We start from the raw sequence: 20,680 nt of genomic DNA on the forward strand, positions 1-20,680 counted from the left end.
CGGCACGGTGATGCTGTTCGGCGCCGTGCCGGCTTTTCATGAGTGTCGTCGGCGCCGCGGCAGCCGGTCTGCAACCCGCGATCAGTTCTTCACCAGCCCTGAAAACGTCGCCACTCGACGCTGTCGCCGTTCGCCGAGACGGCGTGATATTCGGGGAACTGCGCGCCAGTCGCGCAGGCGTGATTGGGCAGGATGCGCAGCTTCATGCCAATCGGAAAGCGCTGCGTGATATCACCGGCGTGCGCGCCTTCTTCCGATGACGACAGAATTCCGTGCTCCTGATTGGCGCCGCTCACCACATAACCACCAAGCGGTGTTCCGTTCAGCAGACAGGGCTGACCGTAGCCGAAATCGTGCGCCTGCTTCGAGGTGCCGCGATCGCGGCTCATCGCCATCCAGCCTGCGTCGAGAATCGCCCAGCCTTTATCCGCCTGATGGCCGATCACGGTGGCGAGCACGCTGAGCGCGATATCTTCAAGCGTGCACACGCCGACGTTGTGCATGACCAGATCGAAGAAAACATAGACACCCGCGCGTACTTCGGTCACGCCGTCCAGTTGCCCGGCGGCGAGGGCCGTGGGCGTTGAACCGACGCTGACGGCCGGGCAAGGAATGCCCGCATCGCGCAGGCGTTGTGCCGCGCGCACGCAGCCCGCGCGTTCCTGCTCCGCAAGCGCGGCAAGCGCTTGCGGCGTATGAAGCTCGTAGCTGGAACCCGCATGGGTCATCACACCGCCCACCTTGACGCCGTTCTCATGCAGGATCCGGCCGACTTCGAGCAGCGTGTCCTGTTCCGGCGTAATACCGGAGCGGTGGCCGTCCGTGTCCACCTCGATCCACACTTCGAAGGATTCGCCGTGCTGGTCCGAAAATGCAGCGATGGCTGCGGCGGCGGTCGGATTGTCGACCACCAGCTTCAGATCGCAACCCTGGCGGCGCAACGCCCGCGCTCGTGGCAGCTTTGAAGGGGCGATGCTGACCGCGTAGAGGATATCGCTGACGCCCGCCGCGAAGAAAGCCTCCGCCTCTTTCAGGGTCGAGACCGTGATGCCGCGTGCACCGGCGGCGATCTGCGCGCGGACCACGTCGATGCATTTGGTGGTCTTGACGTGCGGACGGAATGCAACGCCCAGCCCGTTCATATGGCCCTGCATTCTCGCGATGTTCTTCTGCATCCGGGGGATGTCGATCAGCGCGGCAGGGGTGTCGATGTGGTCGAGTTTCATGTGTTCACCGGGGAATGGAGTGGCCTCAGGTCTGGCCGAAGCGGCTGAGCCATGGGACTAGCGAGTCGAGCGTCGGCGCCTCGATCTCGGGCGGCTGTGCTCCGCCACCAGCGGCAGATCTACGCGGTTGTGCCAGTAAGTCCGCAAGCCGACCGCGGCCGTGCCGAACATGTCGTAGCTGGAACCGGCCACGAACGCGGCCTCATGGGCGCCCACGCCAAGTTTGCTGAGCGCGAGCCGGTAAGGCAACGGGTCCGGCTTGTACATGCCGGCTTCTTCAGCGGTGATGATAGCGTCCCAGTGGATTGGGAGAATATTGGCGGCCTGTGTACCGAGGTGAATGGAGCAATTCGTGACGATCGCCAGCTTGCAATGCGGGCGGAGCGCCTGCAATGTGTCGAGGGCGCCGCTCCAGGGCGCAAGCTTCAACCAGTCGGCTTCGAGCGCGATTGCCGCGGATTCCGGCAGTCCAACTTCGGCGGCTGCCTCGCGCACCAATTGTTCATACGCGATGTATTGGCCGCAGCCGTAGGTCAGGCGCAAATAGGCGGCACGCCATGCGCGGCCCGCGGGTTCTGAACCTGCGGCGTGATTCCATGACGTCCACGAGTCGAGCAGGGCGGTCAGGAGGTCGAAGAGGACCGCCTTGGGGTAAGCGGCCGGAGACGATAGAGAGGTCATGATTTAACCGGCGAGGAACGGTGAGAAGCGGTAAGCCGATTATAAAGTCCAGGTGTTCGCCCGACGTTCAGACAGGCTAACTCTCAAATTCAGTTTGATTGAATCTACCCCGTGTTTGACTCATGCGATCCGTACGCTAAACGTCTATCTTCTCCACGGCGGTAACGGCATTCGGTGCAATCGCGTAGCCGACCAGATTCGATACCGGTAACTCGCCGATATGCACAACGATGTCGAAACGGTCCATCGTCTCGGTCAAAGGCTGGTCGGATAGCGTCAGCGCCACATCGATATCCGGGTTCTGCTGCTGGAACCCGGCGATGGCGGGCGCCAGGTGGCGCCGCCCGAATCCCAGTGGCGCATTGATTTTCAGCGTGCCGACCAGACCGCCCCGGCGGGTCTGCAGGTCTTCGAACAGCGAGTCGAACTGCTGGACCAGTTCGGCGCCGCGTTCGCACAGCAGTGCGCCTTCTTCCGTGAACTGCAAACGGCGTGCCGTGCGGTTCACCAGTTGCGCGCCCACCTTCTTTTCCAGTTGCTGAAGGCGCTGGGTCACCGCCGAGGGTGACAGTCCCAGTTTTCGTGCCGCGGCGATCAGGCTGCCACTTTCGCGGATGGTCAGCAGAAACCGGATATCGGCCGAGTCGTTCATCGTGGCAGGGCCTCGGTTGTTTTTCTCAATGTTTATCCGCCGCCCGAGGGTCGCGCGTAACTCGATACGTAGTCGTATTCCTGTGTGTTCACATGGGTGAGCCGATACTCGACCGGCTGTTCATTGTACGAATACGCAATCCGCTCGACTTCCAGGACGGATGCGCCAGAGGCGAGTTCGAGCAGTCCACTCTCAAGTTCGCTCGCCTGTCCAACGCGCACCCGCTCATCCGTACTCACCACGTTGATGCCGAACGTATCCTGATAGAAGTTGTAAAGCGTGTTCGGACGATTGCGCAGCGCGGCTTCAGTGAGGTCTGGGAAGCGCGCCTGCGGCACCACGATGTTCTCGACGATCACGACCACACCGTGCAGTGCAAGCTGATTCGTGAACTGAAAGACCGGCACTCCCTCGCTGATTTGCAGGCGCGCCGCGACTTTCTGCGCTGCCTTGGCTTTACGGAAGTTGACGAGGCTCACGGTGGGGTAGGTCTTGTCCCCATCGTTGCGCACGATGCGAAAGAAGCGGAAGAAATGCCGATCGCGCTGGTGCATCGCGACGAAGGTGCCAAGGCCCTGGTGCCGAATGAGGATGTTTTCAGCGCACAGTTCGTCGATAGCCTTGCGCAGCGTGCCGATCGAGACGCCAAAGCGCTCTGCGAGACGCCGTTCCGCCGGAATCGCTTCGCCACCCTTCCATTCATGCGCCGCGAGGGCGGCCAGCAGCGCGCTTTTCACTTCCTTGTACCGCGTGCCGCCGACGGCGGCCGGCGTTTCCGTCATGGTGCTCATGGTTCTCCCTGAATTCTTCTGAAGCGCGTTGACACGATTTTACGGCAATAAGCCATTCATGTAACACATATAGATGATCTAGTTGACATGGATGAATTTGACGCCTAGGATGACTTCAACACAACGCAGCGGCGACATGAGATTCGCCGCCCGGCACGCACTGGCCACTTATTGAACTCAACCAGGAGACGCAGATGAGTCACGCAGCAGCAGAAACGAATGGCGCCGCGAGCACGGCGGCTGAAACGGGCGGACGCAAGACGATCCACATCGTGTTGCACGAGGCCAGAGACACGGTGGGTGTGGCGGTTGTCGAAGGAATTCAGGCGGGAACGCAACTGAACGCGTGGATCATGGATGAGGACGAAATCGTGACCGTGGCCGCGAAGCAGGACATCCCGATCGGCCACAAGGTGGCGCTCAAGGACATGGCCGTCGGCGACACGGTGTTCAAGTACGGCGTCGATATCGGCAAGGTGGTCGCGCCGATCACCGCGGGCGAGCACGCCCATGTGCACAACATCAAGACAAAGCGCTGGTAAGCCGCGTGCCCCAGGCAGCAAACAACATTTCGCTTTCCCATATCGAGAGAGACACCATGAGCGTCATTGAACTGGATACGACTTTCCGCGGCTATCGCCGCAGCAACGGCCGTGTGGGTGTACGCAATCACGTGATCATCCTGCCGGTCGACGATCTGTCGAACGCGGCGGCGCAAGCGGTCGAGAACAACATCAAGGGCACGATGGCGCTGCCGCATCCGTACGGCCGTTTGCAGTTCGGTGCGGACCTCGACCTGCACTTTCGCACGCTGATCGGCGCGGGCAGCAACCCGAACGTCGCGGCGGTCGTTGTGATCGGCATCGAGGAAGGCTGGACCAAGCGCGTGGTCGACGGCATCGCTGCGTCGGGCAAGCCGGTCATGGGGTTCGGCATCGAACTGCATGGCGACCACGACACCATCATGCGGGCGTCGAAAGCAGCCAGGGAGATGGTGCAATATGCGACCGCGCTGGAGCGCGAAGAGTGCCCGATCAGCGACCTGTGGGTGTCGACGAAATGCGGCGAGTCGGACACCACCTCCGGCTGCGGCGCGAACCCCACCGTCGGTAACGCGTTCGACAAGTTGTACGGGCTCGGCACCACGCTCGTGTTCGGCGAGACCTCGGAGCTGACGGGCGGCGAGCAGATTGTCGCCGCGCGCTGTGCGAACGACGGCGTGCGCGAGCGCTTCCAGTTCATGTTCGATCGCTACCAGGACATGATCAATCGCTGGAAAACCGACGACCTGTCGGAGTCGCAGCCCACCAAGGGCAACATTGCGGGCGGCCTCACGACCATCGAGGAAAAGGCGCTCGGCAACATCCAGAAGATCGGCAAGAAGTGCATGGTCGACGGCGTGCTCGACAAGGCCGAAATGCCGACACATCCGGGTCTCTGGTTCATGGATTCGTCGTCCGCAGCAGCCGAGATGGTCACGCTGTGCGCGGCCTCGGGTTTCGCGGTTCACTTTTTCCCGACAGGCCAAGGCAACGTGATCGGCAACGCGATCGTGCCGGTCATCAAGATCTGCGCGAACCCACGCACCGTGCGCACGATGAGTGAGCATATCGATGTGGACGTATCCGGCATCCTGCAACGCGAGCAAAACCTCGACCAGTCCGGCGACCGCCTGCTCGAATGCATGCTCGCCACGGCGAACGGCCGCTGGACTTCGGCGGAAACGCTCGGCCATCGTGAATTTGTGCTGACGCGGCTGTTCGAAAGCGCCTGATCCGCCGCAAGCACAAACGCAGCACAGCATCACTGCATTACCGATAGAAGCAGCAGGGCAAAACGAAGTCCCCGTCCGGTGCGCGCCGGCACGACACCGTTCGACGAAGCGGGCGTGCCGTACGGCGCGCCCGTCTATCTTCTGGCAGCAGCGAGTGGAGGAGACACCATCTTGCGCGTGCTCAAGCATCTCTATGTGCAGGTCCTGATCGGACTTGCGGCCGGCATTCTCGTCGGTCATTTCGCGCCGTCGCTCGGCGTTCAGTTCAAGCCGCTCGGCGACACTTTCATCCGCCTGATCAAGATGTTGATCACGCTCCTGATCTTCTGCACGGTGTCGATTGGCATCGCGCGCATGGAGAACCTCAAGCAGGTCGGGCGCGTGGGCTTCAAGACGATCCTTTATTTCGAAGTCGTGACGACGATCGCGCTCGTCATCGGGCTCGCGGTCGCGAACCTGGTGCATCCGGGCGCGGGACTGAACATCGATCCTGCGACACTTGACGCGAGCGGCGTGTCGCGCTTCGTGAGCGAGGCGCATACGCAGTCGCAAGCGAGTTTCCTCGATCAGATCGTGCCGAATTCGGTCGTCGGCGCGTTCGCGCGCGGCGATCTGTTGCAGGTACTGCTGTTTTCGGTGTTGTTCGGGATCGCGTTGTCGATCATGTCCGGGCGCAGCCGGATTCTTCAGCGTGGCATCGAGCAGTTCGGCGACGTGCTGATGCGGATCGTCGAGATGATCATGCGGCTCGCGCCGCTCGGCGCCTTCGGCGCGATCGCATTTACGGTTGGCAAGTACGGCATCGCGAGTCTGCAGCAACTCGGCCTGCTGATCCTGTGCTTCTACCTTACGAGCATCCTGTTCGTCGTGATCGTGCTGGGTACGGCATGCCGCTGGGCGGGCGTGGGTCTCTGGCCACTCCTTAAATACCTGCGCGAAGAACTGCTGATCGTACTCGGCACCTCGACCACCGAATCCGTGCTGCCGCGCCTGATGGAGAAACTCGAACGGCTCGGCTGTCCGAAGTCGGTCGTCGGTCTCGTGCTGCCAACCGGCTATTCATTCAACCTGGATGGTGCCGCGATTTACCTCACGATGACCTCGCTCTTCATCGCGCAGGCGACCAACACGCACCTCACCTTGATGCAGCAGATCGGGCTGCTGGCGATCCTGATGCTGACCTCGAAGGGCGGGGCGGGGGTAGCCGGTGCGGCGCTGGTTGCGTTGACGGCGACGCTGTCCACCCACAACATCATTCCGGTGGCGGGCATCACACTCATCATCGGCATCGACCGCGTGCTGAACGAAGTGCGTGCGATCGTGAACATGATAGGCAATGCAGTGGCGACGTTAGTGGTCGCGCGCTGGGAAGGCGTGTTCGATGTGGAGACGGCGCGTGCCGTGCTTGCTTCGCCGCGCAACGCAGCGCTACAGGACAGCACGGATGAGGTGGACGGCGCGACGATGCCGCTGTCCTCGCGTCAGGCGATGCGTGAGAGTCACAAATGAGCGATTCGAACCTGCGATACGTTGCGGCCGATGAACTGGGCCAACTTGCTCGCGCGGCCTTGCTGGGAGCAGGCGCGACGCCTGCGACGGCCGATGCTACGACGCGCGCGCTCGTCTACGCTGACATGCGCGGGCTCGCGTCGCACGGCGTAGCGCGCCTGCCGATGTACGTCGCGCAACTGCGCAACGGCCGCGTCGATCCGGTGGCCGTGCCGGGCATCGTACGCGACAAGGGCGCGGCCTTTCTGATCGACGCGGCCGACGGCCTCGCCTTCGCGGCCTGCGAACTGGCGATTGCGACCGGCATCGAGCGGGCACGGCAGTTTGGTACGGCAGCGGCAAGCATTGTGCGCAGTCATCATTTTGGCGCGGGGGCGTATCACCTCGAAGCGATCGGCGCGGCCGGGCTCGTTGGGCTCGCATTCAGCAATGCGCCTGCGTCGATGCCGGCCTGGGGCGGCAAGAAACCGCTCTTCGGCACGAACCCGATCGCGGCCGTCTTTCCTCGTTCGAAGGGCCGGCCGCTCACCATCGACCTGTCGCTATCGCAGGTGGCGCGCGGCAAGATCATGGTTGCGGCGAGAGACGGCAAGCCGATTCCGCAGGGTTGGGCAACCACCGCGGACGGCCAGCCGACCACCAATGCGCAGGCCGCGCTCGACGGCATGATGCTGCCGTTCGGCGGCGCCAAGGGGGCCATGCTCGCGCTGATGGTTGAATTGTTGGCGGCCGCGTTATCTGGAGCGCAGTTCGGGGCGGAGGCCGGATCGTTTCTCACCGCCGAGGGCGCGCGTTCGCGCGTCGGGCATCTTTTCTGGATCATCGACCCGGCTGCGCTCGCGGGCACCGCGATATACGAGGCGCGGATCGAGACGCTGATTGACCTGATGCTCATGGACGACGGTGTGCGTCTGCCAGGTTATCGGCGAGATGAAGTGGCCGAGGCTGCGGCGCGCGACGGCATCGGCATACCGGCAACGCTGCTTGCGCAACTGGAGGTGCTTGCCCGAGCCGCAAGTTAAACTGACGCTTCCGTAACGAAGCCGACAGCCTGACTAGCATGCCGAACGATCCCGCTTCCCAGCCAGCCGAAGACCCGCAACACAGCGCCCTGAAACGGGGGGTATTTCTGCACACGGGGTGGCGCAGCGCGGGGACGTGGGTCTGGTCGCGTCTGCGCGCACTCGATTCCGTGACCGGATTCTATGAACCGTTCAGCAACGTGCTCGCCAATCTGAGCCTTGCCGACGTTTCCGCGTCCCGTCCTACCCTGACCTCTGGACATCCCCCGCTTGCCAAGCCGTATTTCGAAGAGTACCGGCCGTTTCTGCAAGAGGGCACGCGCGGCGTAGCCGGATACAGGAAGCGCTTCGGTACCGATCGATTTTCGCCTGTGCCGGATGTGGAATTTCCCGCGCTGCAGGCTTATTTGACCCATCTGTGCGAGCGGACCGCCGCGCAAGGCAGCGCACCTGTCTTCAAGTTTTGCCGTTCGTCGGGCCGTCTGCCGTGGCTCAGGCGCGCATTCCCGCAAGCCATGCATGCCGCGGTGCTGCGAAATCCCGCATCGCAATTTGCCTCGGGGTGGCTGCTCAACCAGCAATGGAGCAATCCGTTCTTTGTGGCCGCACCGTTTCGCGTGCTGGGTCTGAATCAGTCGGAGCCTCTGGTTCGGCAGGCTATCGAAATCTGCGGCGTAAGCTTGCCGCCTGCCGTGCCGACTTCGGATGACGCTTACGCCATGGCATGCGAGCAATATGCGCGCACAGCGGAAGGCAACAACGCGTATCGGGCGTTCGTCGCGTTGTGGATTCTTGGCGCGTTGCGGATGGTGGACGGCGTCGATCTGATGATCGACATCGACCGGTTGGGACAGTCGCGCGACTATGCGGCCGGATTGCGCGCCGAGTTCGAGGCGCAGAGTGGTTTGTCGCCTGACTTCGGCAACGCACGCGACCTGGTCGAGGAAACGCGTCGCAGCGCGGCGCGCATGGCTGGGATCGACGGCCGGTCAATGCGAGCGGTTCATTCCGCGGCGTTGAAATTCCTTAAGACGCAGGGCGGCGCGGACGCCGGTTTGACTGAACTCATCCGCGAGAAGATGGTGCTGGCCAACGAATTGACCGAGCAGTGGCGCTGACGCGTGAGCGGATCATCGACCGTGGTTGCGATCGGTTTTTCTAGCAATCTCGGCCTCACCGGCCAGTACAGTTGCCGCGCGAAAAACAATACAGTGAGGCGCGGTTTTATTGTGCTGTATCGGGAATATGACCGGTACCGTCGATACAGTTGGCGGGTCTTGATGGAGCCTGCCGGCAAGTGGGGTGCGCCTTGCGGAGTGCTGTCCAGCGGAGCGCCGCCCGGCGGAATGCCGCCCAGCGGAGCGCCGTCCGGCAGATCCCCGCCCGGCATTTCACCGCTCGCGTGCTGCGCGACGTAGCTTGAACTTTTTGCTTACGGCCCGGTGGTCAACCCTTGCGGCCTATCCCGAACTCGAGGTAACGAAATGAATGCAGTGAACGAACAAGCGAAGCTGTCGGTGCAGCAGTTGGGCCATTACATCAATGGTGCGCCGGCTGCGTCGACCAGCGGCCGCGTCAAGGACGTGTTCAATCCCGCTACCGGCCAGGTGACCGGCTCGGTCGCTTTGGCATCGGTCGGGGAAGTGGACGCTGCGGTTAAAGCTGCGAAGGCTGCCTTTCCCGCCTGGAGCGAAACCGCGCCGATCAAGCGCGCACGCATTCTGTTCAAGTTCAAGGAACTGCTGAACCGGCACCACGACGAACTCGCCATGCTGATCACGCGCGAACACGGCAAGGTGTTCACGGACGCGCAAGGCGAAGTGGTGCGCGGTATCGAGGTCGTCGAGTTCGCTTGCGGCATTCCGAATCTGCTGAAGACCGATTTCACCGATCAGATCGGCGGCGGCATCGACAACTGGAATCTGCGTCAGGCGCTGGGGGTGGTGGCGGGGATCACGCCGTTCAATTTCCCGGTGATGGTGCCGATGTGGATGTTCCCGGTCGCGCTCGCCTGCGGCAACACGTTCGTGCTGAAGCCGTCGGAGCGTGACCCGTCGGCGTCGTTGCGCATTGCTGAACTGCTGAAAGAAGCCGGTTTGCCCGATGGCGTGTTCAACGTCGTGAACGGCGACAAGGTGGCCGTGGATGCGCTGATCGAACACCCCGACGTCGCGGCGCTGTCGTTTGTCGGTTCCACGCCGATCGCTGAATACATCTACACGGAAGCCTCGAAGCGCGGTAAGCGCGTGCAGGCGCTGGGCGGCGCGAAGAATCATCTGGTGGTGATGCCGGACGCCGATCTGGACCAGGCTGTCGACGCCTTGATCGGCGCCGCCTACGGTTCGGCGGGCGAGCGCTGCATGGCGATCTCGGTCGCGGTGGCGGTCGGCAATGTCGCCGATGAACTGATCGAGCGTCTGGTGCCGCGTGTGAAGTCGCTGGTGATCAAGAACGGCGAGAACCTGGACGCCGAAATGGGTCCGTTGGTTACCGCGGAACATAAGGCCAAGGTGGCCGGCTATATCGACTCGGGCGTGGCGGAAGGCGCGAAACTGATCGTCGATGGCCGTGCACATCCGGTCGTGAACGAAGACGGTTTCTTCATCGGCGGTACGCTGTTCGACCAGGTCGGCACGGAGATGAAGATCTACAAGGAAGAAATCTTCGGGCCGGTGCTGGCGGTGGTTCGTGTGCCCGATTTCGCGAGTGCGGTCGAGTTGATCAATGCGCACGAGTTCGGCAACGGCGTGTCGCTGTTCACGTCGGATGGCGGCGTGGCGCGTGCGTTCGGCCGGCAGATTCAGGTGGGCATGGTCGGCATCAATGTGCCGATTCCGGTGCCGATGGCATGGCACTCGTTTGGCGGCTGGAAGCGTTCGCTGTTCGGCGATCACCATGCATATGGCGAAGAGGGCGTGCGTTTCTATACGCGCTACAAGAGCATCATGCAGCGCTGGCCCGATAGCATCGCGAAGGGTGCTGAGTTCACGATGCCGGTCGCGAAGTAAGCCCGCAACTTTACGTATCGCCCGGTGCGTAACGGCATGCTGAGTGGTGTGGCAGGGGTGTAACCTCAGGGATTGCACCCTTGTGCCGATTGTTGAATGGTCATCACGACAGCGATATGTCATTCTGTATCGGTCCAGTTGCCGCATCGCACGGCACCATGCGCTTGCTCATGGTGCATAGGTGAACTCCCACTGTCGGTAGCTCTGCGCCACGGCAAATGCTATCTGATTCGTCGTGAATCCGGCCACCTTGACTGGCTTTCGTAGGGACATGCTGCGTACCCCCATCACGCCGCCGTCGGGCGCAGGAATCGGCGAGAACGCCTGTCCCGTTATCGGATCGGGATAGAGCCTGCGCAAATAGCGGCGTATCACAGGATAGCGTGGGTCGCGCAGCAGATCGTCGAGTTTCTCCGGGTAGCGTTTGGCTCCGATTGGCGTGCTCTGCCAGTACTGCCGGATCGCGTTCTGATACAGATTGCCGGTATACAGCAATTCTGCTTCCCGAGCGCGCTGGTTTGACTTCGCCACATCTTCCAGCAGCTTGCCAAGACCGAGCGTGATGAACAGTACCATCAGCAGTGCCCAGAAATAGGCTACGCCTCGCTGACGCCCTAAGCTGGAGAAACTTCTCACCACGAGTCGTATTCCGTGCCGTCGAGCGCTTTGCCTCGCGCGCCACTTTTCACATCAACAACAGTTTTGTCGTCTTCATCGGCACCCGGCACCGGCACCCAACTGTCGGACCGGTTGGTCACCGGGTCCACCGGCAGCGCCCGCAGATAGTGCCGCTCGGTTAGCGCGGAGAGGTTTTCCGGGTACTTGCCAGTGTCGCTGTAATACTCGTCCAGCGCCCGGCGCAAGACCGATAGATTTGCTTTCAACGCCGCTTCCTTTGCGCGGTCGGTCTGGTGAACATAGCGCGGCGCGACGATCGAGAGTAGCGTCGCCACGATGGCGAGCACCACCAGCAATTCAATCAGCGTGAAGCCACGATTCTGCTTTTGCGGGACCATCTACTCTTCACCATTCTCGATACGGGATGCCATTGGTTCCCTTCCGGTCACTCAACGAAGATACGTCGTACACGTCGCCGCTGTCTTGCGGATCGTCAGCTTCGCTGGAGTAGCTGCGCTTACCCCAGCTGTCTTGAGCGGGCCCAGACAGCGCCGGATTCATCGGATCGCGCGGCACGCGGCGCAGGAAGTAAATCTTCCTACCTTTCGGGTCGTGCTTATCTGCCACGCCGGTTACTAGTTCGTCCAGTGACCGTGGATAACCGGTCGAATCGATCGAACGCGCAATCCGGCCTTCGTCGCCCGCCAGTTTGTAGGCATCGATCGCGGTCCGGATTTCTCGTAACGACTGTTTTAGTTCGCGTTCCTTCTCACGCTGTTCATGCAATTTGACGAACGGTGTCGCAACCGAAGCAATGACCGCCACCAACGCGACAGTGACGATCATTTCGATCAGGGTAAAGCCGGAATCCAGAGGCTTCTGTTTCATCTCACGGGGAAACGACGATCTGTTTGGGGAGGGCCACCGTACTGGCCATCTGCGCGTGGCTTTCTTTCTCCACCCTCAGGTTCTGCAATGACAGATTGACTGGCCCATTCGACGGGTGATCCGCCTGAAACGTGATCATTGCGAGCGAGCCATCGGCTGTCGCCTTACCGATCGAAATATGAAGACTGTTGCCTTCCTGCTTCGCATCGAGCGCCACGCCCGCACGCGGCTCAACCTTGAGCAGCTGGATATCGGGCTGGTCCAGCACGAGATCGAGTTCCGCTTTTTCAAAGCCGGGGCCATTGGCGAGCAGATTGACGGTAAAGCCGGTTTTTGATGTGACCTGTGAGGGCACGGCCAGATCGAAACGGACAGCGTCCGCCCGATTCTGTGGGTTTGGCGAGGCGCCCAGAGCCGACGCGGCGGTGGGTGACGCGATCGCAGCGGCGCTCGGTCCAGATGCCGGCGGCGCGGTGACTGCGGCATCCGCCGCCGAAGCCGCCGGAGGAGTTAGGCTATCCGAATCGCTGTACTGTGCCGCAGGCGTTAGCCGTAGTGGCCGGGTCGACACCTGCTCGGCAGTTCCGCTGGGGAATGCTTGCGCGTAGGAGTTCGGCATCGCCAGTGAACGCGCCACATGAGGCGTAATCAGCAAAACGATTTCGGAGCGGGTATTGCTATCGCTATCGTTAGAAAATAATCGCCCGAGCACCGGAATTTTCCCCAAGCCGGGAATATGGGTACCGGATTCCTGGCTGTCGGTTTTGATCAACCCTGCCAGCGCCTGGGTTTCACCTTCGTGCAGGCGCAATACCGTGTTCGCGTTGCGCGTACCGATCTGGTATGCAAGCAGGCCGGTGGCGGAAGAGCGGACTTCCTTGACAATATTGCTTACCTCTAGCGCGACTCGCATCGTCACATCATTGTCGACGTGAATTTCAGGCTCCACTTCTAACTTCAGGCCGACATCAAGATAGCTGACCGATTCGGTGATCGCATTGGAAGTCTGGTTCACGGTAGATGTGATCACGGGCACCTTGTCACCGATCAGCACACTGGCCTTTTCCCGATTGAGCACGCGGATGCGCGGGTTGGCGAGCATGTGCGTATTGCTGCTGGTCTGACGCAGGTTCAGGACCGCGAGAGGGTCGGGAAAGGTCAACGGGAAGCTATTTTTGTTCAGGCCTTTCAGCTGATCGATGGTCAGACTGGCAGGTACGCCCGCCGGTCCAACGAGGCTCGCGCTGACAGTGTTCGGAAACTGAATGCCCAGGTTGAGCAGATCGTTGGAATTGACCTCGAGCACTTCCACATCGAGAATCACCTCTGGACTGGCAATGTCATAGAGATCGAGCAGCCGAACAATGGTGTCCTGGACCGATTCGGTATCACGTACCACCAACATTTTCAGTCGGTCATCCACGTATATCGACTTCGGCGCTACCACTGTGCGCAGCATCTCCTGGACTTTCTTTGGATCGGCGCTGTTCAGGTAATAGGACCGGACGACCAGGTCGTCATACCGCTTTCTTTTCTCATCGGTGGCCGGGTAGATAAGAATTGTGCTGTCGTTCAGAACCTTCCTGTCGAGTTGCGAGGTCTGCAGAATCAGGTTCAACGCATCGATGACCGTTGTGTTCCTTGCGTAGATGGTGGCGCGTAGCTCAGGACTCACGTCCTTATCCAGCACGAAGCCGATGCCGGATGTCTGCGTCAGGATCGAAAGAATGGAGCGGATGTCGACATCCTTCAGTTCGAGCGTAACCGGGGTCTGCAACGACTGGTTCAGGGCCGGCAGCACCATTGCGGTACGTGTGTATTGCGCGTCGATCTGCTGCAGCATCTGGCGTGCTGGCGCATGGCTGGAGTTCTCCGACAGGATCGCATTCAGCAATTGCCTGGCCGTGGCCGCATCACCCTTGCCGAGCGCGGACCTGGCCTCTTCCAGTTCTGTCTTTTCGCGTTGCTCACGTGCGATCAACGCAACGCCACGCAATGCTTCCGTATTCTGCGGGTCGTAGCGCGATATGTCCTGATACGCTGCGAGCGCTTCGTCGGCGTAGCCGTTATAGCGAGCTGCTGCCGCCTTTTGCATCAGTGATTGCACTTGACGATCGCGCTGGGTAATGAACTTCATCCGGTACTGTTCAGGATTTTCCAGCGACGCCTTCTGCATTCGCCCTAAGCCTTCGCCGACCTTGCCTTCCTTGAGCAGCGTGTTCCCATCGCGCCAGTCGTTGTAGCCGGCACAACCGCCGACGCCGGACACGACTGCACCAATGCACAGCGCAAGTGCCAGCCGTTGCGCATGACTGAGTGCGTGCGCGCACACACTCCGATTGCAAAACCACTCGTTGCTCATCCGTCTACCTGTTAGTCGGTCTTTTGCTCTTGTACGGGTTGGCTCGCGAGAAAACGTTGGCCGACCTGAACCGTTGCCACACTACCTGGATGGGGATCAGGGCTGCCTCCCATCGCAACCTGCCGTGTTTCCCCTGTTTGCAAGTGATGCAGCGTGACTTCCGTTGTCGAAATTGCTTGAATGCGCCAACTGCCGTTGAGCACGTCGCCTGCGCTCAAGACGACCGGATCGCCGTTCGATGCGAAAAATACCTGTACTTTGCCGTCCTTGATCATGCGGCCCAGATACACCACATCCGGCTGCATCAGCGCGGCTGGGATGGGAGGCAACGGAGGCGTCGGATTCACGTCTGGTTTAAACCCGGACGGCGGAAGAGGGGGCAATCCCGATGCCTGCGGAACAATAGTTTTGGGTGCCACGGGCTCGGGCAGCAGCGGTCGGTTCCACGGCCGCTCCTCTTGATGCGCGATCTTCGCCGCAGTGATCTGCTGCCCCGTCGCAGCCGATGTCCGCGCGACGACAGGTAGAGGCAGCTCGACAGGTTCAGGACGGAGTAGCAGGACGCCGGACCCCACTACCGTCGCTACCAGTAGCAATTGCAGGGGGGGTGAAACAGTCAGTCTCATGCGGAGGCCTTCGTGCGCAACTGGTAATACAGATTGACGTCCAGCTTCTGCTCGACCTTGGTGGCGCCGTCTGTGCTCTTTGCAAACGCGAGGCGCGCGACCGACAGGTTCGGAATGGCGTTCAGCGTTGTTTGCAAGAACCTGCGCTGCTGCGCTTCGTCTCCTCTTATGTCCATACGCAGAATCAGCTTCTTGATTGGCAGCGCAGGTATCTGTTCGTAACGGTAATCAATGCGCGTGATGACGACGCTGCTTTTGTCCGCCAGCAAGCTCAACTCGCGAAGCTGTTCTGAATACTTTTCAAATTCGGGCAGGGACGCCGTAAATTCATGCGTCAGATCGCGCGGTGCTGACGGCTGCGTGGCTGAGCGCGGCCTTGTCGGTTTCAGAGCCATGTGCTGGGCTAGCCGCAATGTCATCTGCCGCGTTTCTGCGCGCAGTGGCCAATCTATCGTGCCGATCAGCGTTGCCCATAAGACCAACAAGCCCATTGCAGTGGTGTGTTGCCACTCCATCCGGTTCAAGACGCATGCGAGGCACCAGGAGATTTTTTGCCGAAGCTTTTTCCCGTTCACGGTCGCCCCCATTCGGCTACCAGTGAAAACGAAATGCTACGAGGGAGGGCGGTGGGCAGTCCCGGAAGCGCGGAGCCGTTGGCGTGCGGCATGCCGGTGTCGTCGTTTCTCGTCTGGCTGATTAGTTGCACCGAGGACCAGGCTTGGTCGCCCTGCAGCGCCGAGATCAGATCGAACACGTCTTGGGCCTGGTTCGCCACACCACTGATGTGCACGCGCCGGATCGCGCCGGCGTCAGGTTCCAGCGTGAGCAGGTCAAGGCCGGGTTTGGTCACCTGTTGCAGGCTGTCTAGCACTTCGGTCCACGGATAGCGCATCTCCGCAAACACCTGGTTGAGTGTGGCAGGTGGCGGAGAGGAAACCCGATGCTCGCGGGCCGCTGCACGGTGAAACGCTTCTTGCGCTTGCTCGACCACGTGTTCACGCCGATTTAGCAGGTCGTGCCGCCACCACAATGCATGGATGCAGCCAGCCAGCGCGAGGACGCAGACGATCGAACACGGTTGAGTCCACCCACGCCGCTGGGCAAAATTCCAGTACAGACGTGCCATTCAGAAGACCCCGCAGAGTGCGTATGCGAAGCGTGCGTCATCGTCAGGCGCCAAGCCTTGCAGCGTCAGGTCACCGTTTGCCGGCATTGTCAGGTTCTGTGCCGGGAAAGCGAGTGTCACCCCGCCCGGAATGGCCGGTGTCCGCTCGCCGGAGAAGGGCTGCACGAATAGTGAAGTGACGTGCCCGTGGTCATACGTCACGCGCAACAGACGCTGTCCTTCAACGAGCGCCAGCACGCCGGAATCGTTTTTTATTCGGACAAAAAAGCGATCCCAGACCACGCTCAAGGCCGGTGTAATGCGCCGGGTGCGGCACTGGTGGCGGGATGCGAATGCGGTAATTTCTCCGATGACTTCGCTAGGGATCAGCGCCGCCAATAGCGGCTGGCCGAACGAGCGTGGTGCAAAGCGCATCTGGTACGCGGAAAGCGGAATATCACTCGCTGTGGACTGCTGGGCGAATAATGCAGCGGCCAGCGTATGACAGAACGAATGGCTCGAGAGGCGTTCGTCCCATGGCAACAGCAGATAGCGCACGTGGTCGATACCGATGACCCATTCGATCGAACTCCGGAACGGATGCGTGTGCAGCCATGTGGTCAACGCAGCGAGCGCCGCTGAAACGCTATGAGTGGCATCGCAGTCCGATATGGTGGAGGGCAGAATGGCTTTACTTCGCACCACAGGCCGGAAGCGGCCGGTCACCACGCAAACCGCCAGCCCGCTTCGGTCGAGGTAAATGCGCAGCCGTTCAGGACGGCCGAGTCTGATGGACAGGCTGCAGACCCTCTTGACGAACTGAATCAGCCGGCTAGCCGGTAAACGTGACACGGTTGATTTCCTCCAAGGTTGTCTGACCGAGGCGCACCGCATCGACCGCTTGCTCTCGCATGAAACGCATGCCGCGTTGGCGTGCCATTTCCTTTAACTGACTTGCCGGCATCTGTTGCAAAATGGCCTCGCGCAGGTCGTCGTCCAGCGTCAGCACTTCGGCCAATGCGCGCCGGCCGCGATAACCACTGCCGCGGCAATGCGCACAACCCGTCCCTTTCATCAGACTGCCGTCCGCTAGCTGCTCGCGCGTGACACGCGAATCCTGCAGGAGTGCGTCGTCCGGGATAAACGGTGCGGCGCATTGAGTACAAACGAGCCGGACGAGCCGCTGCGCTACCACGCCGTTCAGGGCTGTCACGAAGCTATAGGGGTCAATCTGCATATGCCGGAAACGGCTCAGCACATCGAACACGTTGTTTGCATGGACCGTCGTGTAGACCAGATGACCCGTCAGGGCAGCCTGAATCGCGATTTCTGCGGTTTCTCGATCTCGTATCTCGCCGACCAGTATCCGGTCGGGATCATGCCGCAAAATCGAGCGTAGTCCGCGGGCAAACGTCAGCCCTTTTTTTTCGTTTACCGGAATCTGCAGAATGTCTTCGAGTTGATACTCGACGGGGTCCTCGATGGTGATGATCTTGTCATCGCCACGCTTGATCTCGGAAAGCGTCGCATACAGCGTGGTCGTTTTGCCAGAGCCGGTCGGCCCAGTCACAAGTAGCATGCCGTATGGCTGATTCGCCAGTCTGCGCATCACCTGGCGCGTCGTCGCATCGATACCCAGCATGTCCAGATTCAATTGCGCCATGTCGGCTGTCAGCGATTGCCGGTCCAGGATACGCAACACCGCATCTTCACCGAACAGGCCGGGCATGATCGAGACGCGAAAATCGACCTCGCGTGCCTGCATGGATACCGAGAACCGTCCGTCTTGTGGAATCCGCTTTTCGCCGATATCCAGTTCGGCCATCACCTTCAAACGTGAAATGACCTGCTCGGCTAGGCCGGGGTCCGGCAATGCGCGTGCAGTAGAAATCACGCCGTCGATCCGATACTTGATCGTCAGTCCGCGCAGGGCGTTCTCAAAATGGATGTCGGAGACGCGGTTGCGATGAGCGTCGTAAAGTGTTGAATTCACGAGGCGCACGACCTGGCTTTCGTCGCTGGCGATCGACGCGAGCGAAATCTCTTCAGCATCCAGCACGCCGGTATCCGACCGGTCGAGCTGGATCAGTTGAGTTAGTGCCTCCTGATCGCTGCCAAAACGTGTAAGCAAGACCTTTAGTTCGAGCGGATGCGCGCATGCCACGTCGAAATAGCCCACCAGCCGATAACTCGCGAGTGAAATCAGCGTGTCGTTCCAGGGATCGTCGCAGACGAAGATCCGGTTGGGCTCGCTGCTGCCGCCGTCCGCGTCGCCATCTGCGGCATTGTTCAGAACGACGCAGTTTTGCTTGAGGCATTCCGCGTAATCGAACACCGAAAAATCGGGCAGCATGGTTTCCATTTGTGCGAGCCGCCGCACCGGCATACCGCTTTCGCGCGAGGCAAACAGCAACGTCTCATCCGGGGACAATCCGGAAAGCCGTTCCAGCGCGCTCAAAACGCCTTCGCCGCCAGTGAGCGCGAGTTCGCGCGCTCGCTGGAGTTGCAAGGCTTTCTGAGTGGGTTCGGCGAGCGCTTCGGCTGTTGAGTTGCTCATTGCAGACTCCCAGCCAGGTCGAAAATAGGCAGGTACAGCAGCACGACGATCAGCCCGATTCCCAATCCCATTACCAGCATCAGTACCGGCTCAACCAGACGTGCAAACCGTTCAATCCACTGCATGATTTCCCGTTCATGAAACAGTGCCGCTTGCTCCAGCATTCCGGCTATCTGGCCGTTGCGTTCGCCAGCACGCAACAGGCGCAGCGCAACCGAGGTCATCAGATTTTCGTGCTGCAAGCTCTGGCTCATCTTCTTGCCCTGAGCAATGCCCAGCATCGACCTTGTGAGGCCGGCCTGAAGCGTAAGCGGCAAAAGCTCTCGCGTCATTTCGAGTGATGGCAGTAGCGCAACGCCACCTTGCAGCAGCATTCCAAGCGAGCGGTAGAAGCGAGCCAACTGCATCAACTTCAACATTCCGCCAATCCATTCGATTCGACCGAGCATTGCGAGGCATTGCTGCTGCACCGTCGGACGCATCGGCAGCGCGACCGCGGCGGCGAGCGTCGCGATCAGGCAGGCCAGCGATGCCGTTGTGTGATTGCTTACGAAGAGCCCAAAGCTGATCAGCCATTGCGACAGCAACGGCAACTCGGTATGCGTCATCCCCTCGTACACATGCCCGAAGCGCGGTGCGAGGAACCAGACCAGAAAGAAAGCGACAACCGTTCCCGTCATCAGAAGCATCGCCGGATATAGCGAGGCCGCGATCATTTTCTGCCGAACGAGGGTCACCTGAGCGTCATACTGCAGATATCGCTCTAACGCCTGCGTCATCCCGCCCGTCTGCTCACTCGCTGCAACCATGGCGACAAACAGCCCCGAAAAGCAGTCCGGATGCCTAGCCAATGCGGCTGAAAACGATTTGCCTTCTTGCATCAGGCGAATCAGTTCGGGCAGGACGTAGTGACTTTTCTCCTCCACTGACGTGCCGGCGCCGTTCTGCCGCCAGCGCTCGTCCAGGGTTTCCAGCGCCTCGGTCAGGGCGAGCCCGGCGCGCAGCAGTGCCAGCAGTTCGTACACGAACAGGGATAAATCGAAACGTTTGCGCCGGAGTAAGCCGGCGAGAGAAATGCGCTCGCGGGGCGACCCTGCCGTGCCGGCGCCGGCAGCACAGACTTCGACCATCTGTACCCCAGCTTGCCGCGCGCACCGCACGCCTTCCTGCTGCGCATCCTTTCGATTCGCGGCGAGCAGGTCAAACTGCTGCAGTTCCCCACGCGCATTCAGCCCGAGCAAGACAAATTTCGTCACGATCCTGGATCACTTACCTGTTACAGCCGCCCGTGGCCTAGTTGTGGATTTCCGCGCTTGCGTTGGCGCCCGCACCTTGCTTCTCCGCACCATCCGACACGATGTCGTAATCCGGATTACGCGTGCCGGGAAAGACGTAGCGGTACGGCATGCCCCACGGATCCAGCGGCACGGTCTTGGTCAGATAGGGGCCACTCCAGCCGGGAGTACCGTCGGCGGGCGGCGACGTAAGCAGGGCCAATCCTTCCTGTGCCGAAGGGTAACGGCCGATATCCAGCCGTAGCTGTTCAACCGCTTTGCTCAAAACGTTGATCTGCGCCTTTGCCGTGGTCACCTTGGATTTATCCACATTGGCAAACAGCCGCGGACCGACAATGCCAGCGAGCAGGCCGATGATCACCAGTACAACTAGCAATTCGAGCAGCGTGAAGCCGCGCTGGTCGCGTGCCTTTACATTTTTCATCGTTTTGCTAAGTATCGTTTGGCCTATTTTGCAGACCTGGTTTGACTAGCTTGACCCAAGCAGGCAGATCCGGAGCATTGCACGTCGTCGGACCAGATAGCAATACGTTGTCACCTAATTTGACACTTTCATTTGACGCGCT

The 20,680-nt window shown here is 60.7% G+C and carries 19 protein-coding genes and 2 pseudogenes; 6 read left to right on the forward strand and 15 right to left on the reverse strand.

The genetic code is table 11. The features are described from left to right. Nucleotides 1-89 precede the first annotated feature (89 nt). From ACUN0E_RS11260 to ACUN0E_RS11275, 4 genes and pseudogenes are all read right to left on the reverse strand, one after another. On the reverse strand, nucleotides 90-1,226 hold the full coding sequence (locus tag ACUN0E_RS11260; RefSeq protein ID WP_445566614.1) for a DSD1 family PLP-dependent enzyme: 1,137 nt from the start codon (nucleotides 1,224-1,226) through the stop codon (nucleotides 90-92). A gap of 25 nt (nucleotides 1,227-1,251) precedes the next feature. Continuing rightward, nucleotides 1,252-1,907: pseudogene (locus ACUN0E_RS11265) on the reverse strand (HAD family hydrolase). Between the two features lie 166 nt (nucleotides 1,908-2,073). After that, a pseudogene (locus ACUN0E_RS11270) lies at nucleotides 2,074-2,559 on the reverse strand (LysR family transcriptional regulator); the annotation flags it as partial. 32 nt (nucleotides 2,560-2,591) lie between these two features. Continuing rightward, a complete protein-coding gene (locus ACUN0E_RS11275) occupies nucleotides 2,592-3,350 on the reverse strand; it encodes a GntR family transcriptional regulator (protein WP_408338504.1) in 759 nt (252 codons plus the stop codon). Between the two features lie 272 nt (nucleotides 3,351-3,622). Between ACUN0E_RS11275 and ACUN0E_RS11280 the strand changes: the two genes are divergently transcribed. From ACUN0E_RS11280 to ACUN0E_RS11305, 6 genes are all read left to right on the forward strand, one after another. Further along, nucleotides 3,623-3,892, forward strand: a complete 270-nt coding sequence (locus ACUN0E_RS11280) for a UxaA family hydrolase (protein WP_266241527.1) — start codon at nucleotides 3,623-3,625, stop codon at nucleotides 3,890-3,892. A gap of 56 nt (nucleotides 3,893-3,948) precedes the next feature. Continuing rightward, complete coding sequence (locus tag ACUN0E_RS11285) at nucleotides 3,949-5,124, forward strand: UxaA family hydrolase (protein WP_408235745.1); 1,176 nt, start codon at nucleotides 3,949-3,951, stop codon at nucleotides 5,122-5,124. 171 nt (nucleotides 5,125-5,295) lie between these two features. Continuing rightward, entirely contained in the window at nucleotides 5,296-6,633 is a 1,338-nt protein-coding gene (gene dctA, locus ACUN0E_RS11290; RefSeq protein ID WP_445570421.1) for a C4-dicarboxylate transporter DctA, read from the forward strand. Further along, nucleotides 6,630-7,655, forward strand: a complete 1,026-nt coding sequence (locus tag ACUN0E_RS11295) for an Ldh family oxidoreductase (RefSeq protein ID WP_408338502.1) — start codon at nucleotides 6,630-6,632, stop codon at nucleotides 7,653-7,655. Before dctA ends, ACUN0E_RS11295 begins: the two co-directional genes overlap by 4 nt. Before the next feature lie 38 nt (nucleotides 7,656-7,693). Next, nucleotides 7,694-8,773 (forward strand): hypothetical protein, encoded by a 1,080-nt coding sequence (locus ACUN0E_RS11300; protein WP_445566615.1) that lies wholly within the window; start codon nucleotides 7,694-7,696, stop codon nucleotides 8,771-8,773. A 366-nt stretch (nucleotides 8,774-9,139) separates the two neighbouring features. After that, nucleotides 9,140-10,663 (forward strand): CoA-acylating methylmalonate-semialdehyde dehydrogenase, encoded by a 1,524-nt coding sequence (locus ACUN0E_RS11305; RefSeq protein WP_445566616.1) that lies wholly within the window; start codon nucleotides 9,140-9,142, stop codon nucleotides 10,661-10,663. Nucleotides 10,664-10,831: 168 nt separating this feature from the next. Here the strand turns inward: ACUN0E_RS11305 and ACUN0E_RS11310 are convergent, their stop codons facing one another. The 11 genes from ACUN0E_RS11310 to gspG all read right to left on the reverse strand — a co-directional run bounded on the left by ACUN0E_RS11310 (nucleotide 10,832) and on the right by gspG (nucleotide 20,538). Then, complete coding sequence (locus ACUN0E_RS11310) at nucleotides 10,832-11,239, reverse strand: type II secretion system protein (RefSeq protein WP_445566617.1); 408 nt, start codon at nucleotides 11,237-11,239, stop codon at nucleotides 10,832-10,834. Nucleotides 11,240-11,295: 56 nt separating this feature from the next. Continuing rightward, a complete protein-coding gene (locus tag ACUN0E_RS11315) occupies nucleotides 11,296-11,679 on the reverse strand; it encodes a type II secretion system protein (protein WP_408207682.1) in 384 nt (127 codons plus the stop codon). 7 nt (nucleotides 11,680-11,686) lie between these two features. Further along, the gene (locus ACUN0E_RS11320; protein ID WP_445566618.1) at nucleotides 11,687-12,169 is read right to left on the reverse strand and encodes a type II secretion system protein; all 483 of its coding nucleotides are present in this window, start codon (nucleotides 12,167-12,169) and stop codon (nucleotides 11,687-11,689) included. 1 nt (nucleotide 12,170) lies between these two features. Further along, nucleotides 12,171-14,150: a secretin N-terminal domain-containing protein gene (locus tag ACUN0E_RS11325; protein WP_445566619.1), complete on the reverse strand. Its 1,980-nt coding sequence runs from the start codon at nucleotides 14,148-14,150 to the stop codon at nucleotides 12,171-12,173. 392 nt (nucleotides 14,151-14,542) lie between these two features. After that, nucleotides 14,543-15,157 carry a hypothetical protein gene (locus tag ACUN0E_RS11330; RefSeq protein WP_445566620.1) on the reverse strand — a complete coding sequence of 205 codons (615 nt, stop codon included), beginning with the start codon at nucleotides 15,155-15,157 and terminating at the stop codon, nucleotides 14,543-14,545. Beyond that, the gene (locus ACUN0E_RS11335) at nucleotides 15,154-15,732 is read right to left on the reverse strand and encodes a hypothetical protein (protein ID WP_445566621.1); all 579 of its coding nucleotides are present in this window, start codon (nucleotides 15,730-15,732) and stop codon (nucleotides 15,154-15,156) included. Before ACUN0E_RS11335 ends, ACUN0E_RS11330 begins: the two co-directional genes overlap by 4 nt. Further along, a complete protein-coding gene (locus ACUN0E_RS11340; RefSeq protein ID WP_445566622.1) occupies nucleotides 15,729-16,283 on the reverse strand; it encodes a PilN domain-containing protein in 555 nt (184 codons plus the stop codon). The genes ACUN0E_RS11335 and ACUN0E_RS11340 overlap by 4 nt, the downstream gene beginning before the upstream one ends. Then, entirely contained in the window at nucleotides 16,284-17,114 is an 831-nt protein-coding gene (locus ACUN0E_RS11345; protein WP_408203452.1) for a hypothetical protein, read from the reverse strand. Then, nucleotides 17,095-18,819 carry a GspE/PulE family protein gene (locus ACUN0E_RS11350; RefSeq protein WP_445566623.1) on the reverse strand — a complete coding sequence of 575 codons (1,725 nt, stop codon included), beginning with the start codon at nucleotides 18,817-18,819 and terminating at the stop codon, nucleotides 17,095-17,097. The genes ACUN0E_RS11345 and ACUN0E_RS11350 overlap by 20 nt, the downstream gene beginning before the upstream one ends. Continuing rightward, nucleotides 18,816-20,075 (reverse strand): type II secretion system F family protein, encoded by a 1,260-nt coding sequence (locus ACUN0E_RS11355; protein WP_445566624.1) that lies wholly within the window; start codon nucleotides 20,073-20,075, stop codon nucleotides 18,816-18,818. The genes ACUN0E_RS11350 and ACUN0E_RS11355 overlap by 4 nt, the downstream gene beginning before the upstream one ends. A gap of 37 nt (nucleotides 20,076-20,112) precedes the next feature. Then, complete coding sequence (gene gspG, locus ACUN0E_RS11360; protein ID WP_445566625.1) at nucleotides 20,113-20,538, reverse strand: type II secretion system major pseudopilin GspG; 426 nt, start codon at nucleotides 20,536-20,538, stop codon at nucleotides 20,113-20,115. Nucleotides 20,539-20,680: the final 142 nt, after the last annotated feature.

Source organism: Paraburkholderia sp. D1E (assembly GCF_052682275.1).

What these genes read in the sequence shown, in the direction of transcription:
- ACUN0E_RS11260 (WP_445566614.1), bottom strand. Translation starts at nt 1,226, where the DNA reads ATGAAACTCGACCACATCGACACCCCTGCCGCGCTGATCGACATCCCC.
- ACUN0E_RS11275 (WP_408338504.1), bottom strand. Translation starts at nt 3,350, where the DNA reads ATGAGCACCATGACGGAAACGCCGGCCGCCGTCGGCGGCACGCGGTAC.
- ACUN0E_RS11285 (WP_408235745.1), top strand. Translation starts at nt 3,949, where the DNA reads ATGAGCGTCATTGAACTGGATACGACTTTCCGCGGCTATCGCCGCAGC.
- ACUN0E_RS11295 (WP_408338502.1), top strand. Translation starts at nt 6,630, where the DNA reads ATGAGCGATTCGAACCTGCGATACGTTGCGGCCGATGAACTGGGCCAA.
- ACUN0E_RS11300 (WP_445566615.1), top strand. Translation starts at nt 7,694, where the DNA reads ATGCCGAACGATCCCGCTTCCCAGCCAGCCGAAGACCCGCAACACAGC.
- ACUN0E_RS11305 (WP_445566616.1), top strand. Translation starts at nt 9,140, where the DNA reads ATGAATGCAGTGAACGAACAAGCGAAGCTGTCGGTGCAGCAGTTGGGC.
- ACUN0E_RS11310 (WP_445566617.1), bottom strand. Translation starts at nt 11,239, where the DNA reads ATGGTACTGTTCATCACGCTCGGTCTTGGCAAGCTGCTGGAAGATGTG.
- ACUN0E_RS11315 (WP_408207682.1), bottom strand. Translation starts at nt 11,679, where the DNA reads ATGGTCCCGCAAAAGCAGAATCGTGGCTTCACGCTGATTGAATTGCTG.
- ACUN0E_RS11320 (WP_445566618.1), bottom strand. Translation starts at nt 12,169, where the DNA reads ATGAAACAGAAGCCTCTGGATTCCGGCTTTACCCTGATCGAAATGATC.
- ACUN0E_RS11330 (WP_445566620.1), bottom strand. Translation starts at nt 15,157, where the DNA reads ATGAGACTGACTGTTTCACCCCCCCTGCAATTGCTACTGGTAGCGACG.
- ACUN0E_RS11340 (WP_445566622.1), bottom strand. Translation starts at nt 16,283, where the DNA reads ATGGCACGTCTGTACTGGAATTTTGCCCAGCGGCGTGGGTGGACTCAA.
- ACUN0E_RS11350 (WP_445566623.1), bottom strand. Translation starts at nt 18,819, where the DNA reads ATGAGCAACTCAACAGCCGAAGCGCTCGCCGAACCCACTCAGAAAGCC.
- gspG (WP_445566625.1), bottom strand. Translation starts at nt 20,538, where the DNA reads ATGAAAAATGTAAAGGCACGCGACCAGCGCGGCTTCACGCTGCTCGAA.